Here is an 8,449-nt window from a genome sequence, read left to right on the forward strand (position 1 = left end):
ATAATTCTGAAATGCGAACATCTTTTGGATTCGGTAACCATACTGCTTTTAGATTTCCTTCCGTCATAACATTATCCGGGGATCCGGCAAAGATAATATCCCGATCTTTCCATGAACCATAGAAGGGAAGATGAACAGGCGGCTTGTCGGTTACCCAATTTTTTACGAATTCCTGATACGGAATCCCTCGCTTTTTCCTGTCTTCTTTCTCTTTTTGTCGTGCCTCTTCTGTCTTTTTCACATCCAGTACAAGGGTTTTCGGATCGTAAAAGACTTTATAAATGTTATTGGCCGTTTCTTGGGAAATCAGGTTTTCCTCCACATCCTTAATGACATTTTCCGGATCCCGGTCGAGTACATCCCCATAACCGCCACCAGTCCCTTGCGTAATGATATAAAGCTCACCCTCTTGAACCAATTCAAATTGTAATCCGCCATGATGCGTTGTATAGGTAGCATTTTCGAAAGGACGGTTATTCATGATCTCTTCGGTTGTATAGACCATCTTCTCCGGTTCATTTTTCATAATCTCAAAAATATCCACACCCTTGATTTTGCAAAGCGGGTAAGCCGGGCAGGCATAACCTCCAAAAATTCCATACGTTGACGGATATTTGGAACCGATAGTCGTGCTCATAAACCCGAAATAGTCCGAATCCTTTTGCGTCAAAAACATTTGATAGCCCTGACCACCGCGATATTTGCCAAATCCCTGGTTGTCTTTCATCAGGCGGCGGGAAAGCTGCATAATCGGAACTTCTTCCTCAATCAGTTCTTGCTCCCCCTGCTCCGCCATCGGGGCAAAGATCGGCGCAATCGCGTGCTCTCCGTCAAGACCTTCCCTTGCTCCGCCAGGCATTCCGTTCAAGTCGGCACATAGATTACCCACAGTTTCCCCATGTTGGGTTACCCCACCATAAATACAAGTCCTAATCATGTTGTACCAAGGGGCCAAAACCTTCGTGGCTTTTTCCGGACTGTTGTATAAAAATTTGGCTAAAGCTGCCTGCGTTGCCGTGAACGCCGGAAAAAACGTCATCATACTTTGTGCATTCGGAACATCGTATGAAGCATTATAGATAGAATGTTCATCGACAATAAATTCCATTGGCGCTAGAACTGCTTGATTCCTTGGGAGATCAGGCCAAACAAATGATAGGAATAATTGGGCCAGCATCCCTTTCATCGCGCTTGTTACCGAGTTGTTAGGACGGTTGGCAAATTCGGGCGATGATCCCCGGAAATCAAGGGTTAAGAGATCGCCTTTTTTAGTTAGCTCCAGATTGGCTTTAATTAATAAATTTTCCCGCAAAGTACTGTCAGCAATACCCACCATCCGCACTTTGCCGTCAGGCCATTGACGAAGACGGCGCTTTACCTCTTCTACCGTATCATCTAATGTCTTTCTCAAGACGGCAACCACAGCATCTACACCGTATTCACCAATGGTTTCCTCGATGCGCTGTTCAATGCGGCGGGCAGCATAAAGTTTGGCTTTCATATCCACCAGTTGCAATTTGGGCTCACGAACGGAATTTTGGAAATAAGTGAGGAGATCTTTATAAAACTTATAATTTTCACCTACCCGAACCGGTGAAATAGCAAGACCCTGATCATAAACTTGTTCGGCAGCAGATGGCATACCACCCGGCTCGATCGCCCCGTTTTCCCCTTCATGGACAACGGTCACAATCCAGGCAATTAACTCCCCTTCATGAAAAACCGGCATAATCAAGTTTTGGTCTGTATTGTGAACTCCACCATATCGAGCATCATTGTAGTAGAAGATGTCACCGGGCTTTACGCCTACATCGGGATCATCGAGCCAATTCTGAACGATATATTTTACCCCATACTGCGTACATCCGGCGAAGATTAACACTCCGCCAGAGCTTACGATGGATAAGTCTCCTTTCGCGGTAAAGATCCCGCAAACCAAATCCCCCCATTTTGCTCCCGGTGCAGCTCCAATCTGTTCAAGCATTTCAAACGCTTCGTTGGTTCCTGCTTGCATCTTGCTGCGTGCCACACTAAGAACAGAAGGATCCGTAACCTTCTCGATGGCCTCCATTTCCCTTTCTGTTATTGGAGCCAAGGTATGGTCCTGCATCAAACCGGGGCCAGGACCAAGAAAAAGGGTGGTTTCTTTCAAAAATTTCTCTACTAGCTCTTGTTCTCGCTTCAATTCATCCAAAGCCATGTTTCCACACTCCCTTTTATTATTTTACGGCCATCGTATTCGTTTGAAATTTATCGCTTGAACTATTATTCAGATTATTTACAATCCAGGCCGAATTTTGTTCGCCCATAATCAATTTCCAGCCCGGCTCAATTAGATAGGTAGTACGGGGCGATTCCACGAGTGCAGGTCCTTCAATAACAGCCCCCGGTTGAATCAATTGTGTACGGTACACATTCGTAAGCACCGGTTCATCGATATCAACAAAATAACAATTACGTTTACTAACAGGTTTCGGCGCTTCTGTTTGATCTTCAATCGGTTTCTTAAACTCAACCCGCTCCAGCTCAATGAAAGATAGCACACGGATCGTATTGATCCGGATACCGGCTTCAGGCTGCTGGCTTCCCTCCCCAAATCGTTCGCCATAGTTTACGCTGAACGAGTTCACCAGCTCCAGCACTTCAGCCATATTATTTAGACGGTTGACTGGAGAAATAACGGAAGTTTGTGTCAGCTGATTTCCGTAACGCATATCCAGTTCCAGCCGGTGCTGAATTGCTTCTTCCGGGATTCCCTGACGCAACAGCTCCTCTTTTCCTTCCTCTTCCAATTCCTCGACGATCGAGTTGAAGCGATCATATTCTTTAAAGAGACTCCGCGTATTGGAATCATAAATGTTCATAAACACCGATTTTTCATGAATATTTACCTGATTCATGATACCTGCTCCCACTGCTGAGAAAATAGGAGAGAACGGAGGAATTAAGATTTTTTCGATATCAAGAACTTTTGCGATACCACAACAATGGAGAGGCCCGTTCCCTCCATATGCCAGGAGGGTAAAGTTTTTCGGATCATATCCTTTAACACCAAGTTCTTTAAAAATAGCGTGGGCCATATTGGTGTCTACTTTTTTCTTTATTTGACGCGCCGCTTCCACAACACTTATATCCAATTCATCACAAATCGCTTCCCTAATCGCAAATTCCGAGCGCTTCTTGTTTAGCGCAATGTGACCTTCCGCATAATATTCCGGATCTAAGTATCCTAAAATCAAATCCGCATCCGTTACTGTCGGATCGATTCCACCCCGGTCAAAACATGCCGGACCCGGTTCAGAACCTGCACTGGCTGGCCCCACTTCAATATGCTTCAAGGTTTTATCGTAGCGGGCGATGGAACCTCCCCCTGCACCAATAATTCCCAAATGAAGCATTGGAACACTGACTAACCATCTATCAATTACAGGGTTAAAATCATAAAATCGGATACCACCACCTACAACAACCCCGATATCACAGCTTGTTCCACCCATATCCATGGCAACTAAATGTCCCACATTAAATTCTTCTGAAAGGTGCTCAGCGGCGTTAATCCCTGCTGTTGGACCGGAATGAATCGTTTGAAGAGCATGCGTTGAGTTCAACTGGGCCATTCCACCGATATTGTGAACGACTAACATAGGTTTGTTATACCCGTATTCCTTCAGCGTCATTTCAAGCGAACTTAATGCATGATACATTTGATCATGCAAATAGGCATCCAGAATAGCAGAGGTAATGCGCACATATTCTCCTTTCCGTTCAGCTACCTGATGGGAAAGAATAACAGGAATCGCACCTAACATATGGGTCGGATACTCTTCCAGGAGAATTTCTTCTACTCTTCGTTCATGCACCGGGTTGACAACGGAATTCACCAGCCCGACCACAAATGCCTGGGTCCCGCGGTCAACAAGGTGTCGAATTTGCTGACGAAGATGCTCTTCATCTAGTGGCATTACAATGTCGCCTTTATAATCAATCCTCTCACGAATCCCTGCTATCATTGGAATTGGTACAATCGGCTCGGGGCGCTGACCGGCAGGCAAGTCTTGCTGCTCCTGCGGTGTCAAACCATCACCATAACCGCGACCACGGCTTAAAGGGACCTGACTTTCATAACCGGCTGTAGTCAACAATCCAATTTTTGGTCCTTTTCGTTCGATCAGGGCATTGGTTCCCAAAGTTGTGGCATATCGCACGGAATCCAATTGAGAAAGGACGGTGCGAATATCTTTCCCAAGCTCTTTACATGCCTGCTCCAGTGCCTCCATAAAACCGAGTGCCAGGTTATGGTGTGTTGTTAACGCTTTCGTTTCTAAATAAATATCATCCCAAACCAGAAAGCAATCTGTAAACGTTCCGCCAATATCTACACTCACTTGTTTCATGCTCTCTTCACCTCTCTTTTAAGATAACGATCTTTTAATGCATCGATATCGAATTCCATATCATGTAGTGGAGGATGGCCGGGTGGTAAATATTCTACTTCCACCATGGTTGCACAATTAGGGCAATAATACTCAAGAATCTGGCACCAGTTGGGATCGGGTGAAAAAGTAAACTCATACCAATCAGGATTAATAATAGGCTTATGAATTTCTCTTGGATCACGATTGTACACGAGAAGACCTTCTTTATAATTTCCACGAGCCGAGGCAATTTCGTGGTCACATTTGCGGCAGCACCAAAGCTCTTTTTCCAGATCGATTGCTAAATACTCCGTCATGTTAGCTTTCATTATGCTTTCCCCCCTTCATCGTACAAAAAGATATCCTTGTTTTCGTTGACCTTAAACGTCCACCCTTCTAAAATACGGCAGGTGAAATACTCATCTTCAATCAAAGCGGGTCCTGCTCCGATAGCCCCTGGCTTCATCTCCTCAAAACAATAAACCGGAATCTCTTTTGATTGTTTTTCCGTGTTTAAAATTGATTTTTGATATAGTGAGGCTGGAGCATGTTCCTTCAATTTCTTTTTATTCTCTAACTTAATGTGAGCAATTGGCCTTTCCACTTTAAGATGAAGGCGAATATCCTGGGCTCCTTCCAATCCGAAGATTACGGTATCTAATGGGTCAAGTGTAATCGTCTGGTACTCCCCATTTCGGAAAAAGCTGAGATGAGTTTGAATTGTACACTCCGAGATATCGAACCCTTCCGCAAACATATCCCGTTTAGCCCGCTCTTCCAGTTGATTTAACTTTTCCTGTAAACCCTTTCCTTTAATCTCAACTAAATTAGCTTGATATTCATGCGCAATATCACTGAATGAAATTCCGAACGCACTAAAGACTGCAGCCAAACGCGGAATAACGATTTGTTTAATTCCTGCCGCCCTTGCCACTCCACAAGCACTCATTGGTCCTGCACCACCAAAAGCTAACAGCGTTACTTCGTCCGCCTGGTCCTGATAAACAGCCAATCCTTTCGCAATCTTTTCCTCATACGCTTTTTCCATTGCCACTAAAGCCTCTTCAAGGCTTACTCCAAGGGGCTTCGCAATTTTCTCTTCGATTGCTGCCCTGGCACGGGACTCATCGAGAACCATGCTACCACGGAAATAGGACCGAGAATCCAATACTCCCATCAAAAGGTATGCATCCGTAATCGTCGGTTCCTGTCCTCCGCGTCCGAAACAAGCGGGTCCCGGTGCAGCTCCTACACTTTCCGGACCAACAACAATCTTTCCTTCCACAACCTTGAAGATTGAACTTCCACCCGCACCCACACTAATCAAATCGCTTAAAGAGAATGACGTTGGAATCTCTTCAATTTTTCCGTATACATCTTCTTTAATCTGACCGGCTTTGACCAAACCAATATCGGAAGTGGTTCCCCCAATATCCAGAGTCAACAATGCCGGAATGTTATAATGTTGAGCCAGTGCCTTCGTTCCCTCCATTCCTCCGCGAGGCCCTGAACCATAGGTTTTAATGGCTGTAGTCTTGGCTACCCTGGCTGAGCTACCATCATTATGGAAAATAAGCAACGGATTTTTCGTACGATATTCACGCAACACATTTTCTGCGTTGTATAAAAAGCGCTCTATACCCGAGTGAAGAAATGAATTAATTAAAGCCCCCCAAGTCCGTCTGCTATCATTTACGTCATCTACTAACTCATGTGAGAATAATACAGGAACCGCTCCTAAAAGATGGCGGGGATATTTCCGTAAAATAATCTTTTTAATTTTAATTTCGTCTTCTACCATATTCGCTCCACTTAAACTAACGACTAAACGATTAGCACCCTGGGAGAGTAATTGGTTAATGACTTCTACCACTCTAGCTTCCAATTCTTGCCCTTCCCCATTGGGGTTAATCCCCGCAATACGATCATCCACCATAGCAGTAAACATTTCTTTTTCTTCGTTACTTCCCAACAGAAATGAAGGATTTGTCCCTTCGCGCAGGATGAGACCGAGGCGCGGTCCTTTTTTCTGCACGATTGCATTCGTACCTCCTGTAGTGGAATAACGCAGATAATCAAGATCGGTTAAAAGAGCACGGATGTTTTCCTCCCCATAAATCTCTTTGGAAGCAGCCTTGATCACTTCGATAAAACATTTGGTTAAGTCATACGGTGTTGTGAGGGTCTTGGCACGAAACACGCGCTCCCCATCGATCAAACACGCATCGGTAAATGTACCACCGTTATCAATGGTCATTAACAGTCCCATCTTTGATTCCCCTTTCATTCTTTATTTTGCGTTGTTCAATGAATCTCATAAGTTATCAATGCCGTTCAATTTACCGTTTTAATATTTGATCCTCCTTTTTATCCATCTATTGTAAGCCTTTTCATTTTTGTGTGATGTGGCTTTTTACATAAAGGGGTTATCCCTCCCTTCTGTCTTTATCATTTAGCAAAAAGGGTGCCAAATGTTCATATAAAGGAATATCATTGAAAATACTGGGCCTGTTAGCGTTCCATCATCTTTACCTTTGTCTCAATGAAACATGAGCTGTATCATTTGTCTCAAGGTTTCACTATCTATCCTTCTTTTCATGATGTTTCCTGCAGATGAATTGCCTTCCGGGCTTCTTAAGTCAACCATTCTAAGAATACGAATAGAATTAAAAAAGGATCTGTATCGTTTTTTGATACAAATCCTTTTTTAATTCAACTATTTTTAACACTTTCCGTTTCGTCTCATCTGTCTCACACTATAAAAATCGGTTTTCCCTTAAATAAGACTTTTAATGAACGGTTTCAGAAGAGATGCCCAATTGCTTCATTTTCCTGTACATTGTTGCTCTGGAGATTCCTAATCTTTCAGCAGCAAGGGTAATGTTTCCCCCGGCAGCCTTAATTACAGTAATAAAATGTTCTTTTTCACACGTTACACTTTGTTCTTCTCCCGCTAATAGCTCTGACGGAAGATCACACGGAAGGATAGTGTTTCCTTCCATATTAAAAATAGCTTGTTCTATTACATTCTTTAACTCCCGAATATTACCTGGCCATGAATAAGACTGTAGACACCTCATTGCTTGTAAATCTACTTGAATGTCCTTCTTACCAAATTTCCCACTAAGTTGTTTAAGAAAATGTTTAACCAAAAGCGGAATATCCGAAGACCTATCACGCACAGAGGGAATTTTCAATTCGATTACGCGAAGACGATAGTATAAGTCAGCCCTAAAAGTCCCTGTCCGTACAGCATCCATCAGGTTTTTATGAGTCGCTGCAATTACTCGCACATTGATCGGTATAACTTTATCACCACCGACCCTCATAATCATTCTTTCTTCAAGAACACGAAGAAGATGAACTTGTACTTCTAAAGGCATGTCTCCTATTTCATCTAGAAAAATGGTGCCTCCATCTGCTAATTCAAACTTTCCTTTGCTCCCTTTTTGCTTGGCACCCGTAAAAGCCCCTTGTTCATAGCCGAATAGTTCACTTTCAATCAACTCGCGAGGAATTGCACCACAATTTAGAGCAATGAAAGGATTATGACTTCTTTCGCTTGCATTGTGTATTGCCTGGGCAAACAATTCTTTTCCGGTACCAGATTCCCCGGTTAAAAGTAAAGTAGAATCTAAAGATGCCGCTTTTCTAGCCTTATCAACACTCTTTACAAATGTGGGAGCTGAGCCAATCATATGATCAAATGTATATCTTGCTATTCCAGAATCTGCTGCCGATATTATGCTTTTACTCTCTTTTGCATTGAATTTTTGGGCGCTTTTACGTAAACAAACAACTATCCCGAGTAGAGTGTTTCGATCAAACATGACAGGATATACAGTGCAAATGAACCTGTCTCGCATACCATTGAGCGTGAGCTCGTTTTCAACAACCGACAATTTACTGCTTATAACATTATCGACAAGTTCTTCAATTTCCGGATAGTCTTTAAGCGATTTCTTCTTATTGATTTCATTTATAAATGATTCTACCTTTGTATTGGTCCTCAAAATATTCTTTTTTTCATCTGT

General features: G+C 43.2%; 5 protein-coding genes. All 5 read right to left on the reverse strand.

Going from position 1 to position 8,449, the window contains the following annotated elements; genetic code table 11:
* On the reverse strand, positions 1-2,200 hold a 2,200-nt coding region (locus ADA01nite_RS20795), incomplete at its 3' end, for a hydantoinase B/oxoprolinase family protein (protein ID WP_146812351.1).
* Positions 2,201-2,219: 19 nt separating this feature from the next.
* Positions 2,220-4,394 carry a hydantoinase/oxoprolinase family protein gene (locus ADA01nite_RS20800; protein ID WP_146812352.1) on the reverse strand — a complete coding sequence of 725 codons (2,175 nt, stop codon included), beginning with the start codon at positions 4,392-4,394 and terminating at the stop codon, positions 2,220-2,222.
* Positions 4,391-4,744 carry an acetone carboxylase subunit gamma gene (locus ADA01nite_RS20805; RefSeq protein ID WP_146812353.1) on the reverse strand — a complete coding sequence of 118 codons (354 nt, stop codon included), beginning with the start codon at positions 4,742-4,744 and terminating at the stop codon, positions 4,391-4,393. Before ADA01nite_RS20805 ends, ADA01nite_RS20800 begins: the two co-directional genes overlap by 4 nt.
* The gene (locus ADA01nite_RS20810; RefSeq protein ID WP_218029598.1) at positions 4,744-6,684 is read right to left on the reverse strand and encodes a hydantoinase/oxoprolinase family protein; all 1,941 of its coding nucleotides are present in this window, start codon (positions 6,682-6,684) and stop codon (positions 4,744-4,746) included. The genes ADA01nite_RS20805 and ADA01nite_RS20810 overlap by 1 nt, the downstream gene beginning before the upstream one ends.
* A gap of 520 nt (positions 6,685-7,204) precedes the next feature.
* Positions 7,205-8,449, reverse strand: a 1,245-nt coding sequence (locus ADA01nite_RS20815) for a sigma-54 interaction domain-containing protein (RefSeq protein WP_146812355.1), incomplete at its 5' end; no start/stop codon positions are given.

The sequence above is a fragment of the Aneurinibacillus danicus genome (assembly GCF_007991215.1).
In the GTDB taxonomy this organism is placed as follows: Bacteria; Bacillota; Bacilli; order Aneurinibacillales; family Aneurinibacillaceae; genus Aneurinibacillus; species Aneurinibacillus danicus.